Raw genomic sequence first — 1247 nt, 5'->3', positions numbered from 1 at the left:
CTTCGATTTGAAATATGCCAAGAGTGTTTCCGCTTTGAATAGTCTTGTAGGTTTTTGGGTCGTTAAAATCGATATTTTCCCACATTATATCCACGCCGTATCTCATCTTAACAAGCTTAATCGTGCTATCGATGATGTCAAGGTTTTTTAAACCCAAAAAGTCAAATTTGATCAAATCAACATCTTCGAGATAATCTTTTGTATATTGCGTTATATACTGCCCGCTGTCGTCTTCTTTGTCCTTTTTGGCGGTTTGGCGAAATAAAGGAACTTTATTCCAAAGCGGTTCATTTGATATTACCACACCTGCTGCGTGCATACCTGTGTTGCGATTTAGCCCTTCTAAATTTAGCGCATATTTCCACACTTTTGCTGCTAAGGGGTCTGAATTTACAAGCTCTACGATTTTTGGCTCTAACTCGTAAGCTTCTTTTAGCGAAATTCCTAGCACATCTGGTATTAGCTTTGCCATAGCGTCAGCTTGATTTAACGGCATATCACAAACCCTTGCGACATCGCGTATGACGCCTTTTGCAAGAAGCTTACCAAAGGTGGCGACTTGCGCGACATTGTCTTTGCCGTATTGATTTGTTACAGACTCGATGACCCTGCCCCGTTTTTCTTGGCAAAAATCCACATCAATATCAGGCATTGATATTCTTGACGGATTTAAAAATCGCTCAAAAAGCAAGTTATAAGGTATCGGATCAATGTCGGTTATGCGAAGCGAATACGCACACAAGCTTCCTGCTGCCGAACCTCGACCGGGACCTACTGGAATATCATTTCGTTTCGCCCAGTTTATGAAGTCTTGCACGATAAGCATATAGCCTGAAAAGCCCATTTTTTTGATGATTTGAATTTCTGTTTCAAGGCGATTTTTGTAAATTTCGTGTTTGTCTTTATCAACGAATTCAAGCCGTTTTTCAAGTCCTGCTCTACACGCATACTCAAAAACAAAATCGTCATTTTCGAAATTATATCTATCGTCAGGTTTTGGTAAATTTATGCCTAATTCTTTGGCAAATTCGATAGAAAATTTAAAATTCGGCGGTGTCGGCGCATAATCTTTTTCATCAAATTTAAATGTCAGATTGCATTTATCTGCGATTTCTTGCGTATTTGCGATGACTTCGGGAATATCGGCGAAAATCGCTTTCATCTCATCATCAGTTTTTACATAAAGCTCATGAACGCTGTGTTTTAAGCGATCTTTATCATCAAGCAACTTGCCCGTGGCGATACAC

1 protein-coding gene is annotated in these 1247 nt (G+C 39.5%); it reads right to left on the bottom strand.

Going from position 1 to position 1247, the window contains the following annotated elements; all coding sequences use genetic code 11:
* A partial coding sequence (gene dnaE / locus OFO01_RS08955) for a DNA polymerase III subunit alpha (protein WP_270875553.1) occupies positions 1-1247 on the bottom strand: 1247 nt, incomplete at both ends.

Origin of the sequence: Campylobacter sp. JMF_01 NE2 (assembly GCF_027737365.1) — a bacterium.
In the GTDB taxonomy this organism is placed as follows: domain Bacteria; phylum Campylobacterota; class Campylobacteria; order Campylobacterales; family Campylobacteraceae; genus Campylobacter_B.
This window is presented reverse-complemented; position numbering and strand designations above follow the sequence as displayed.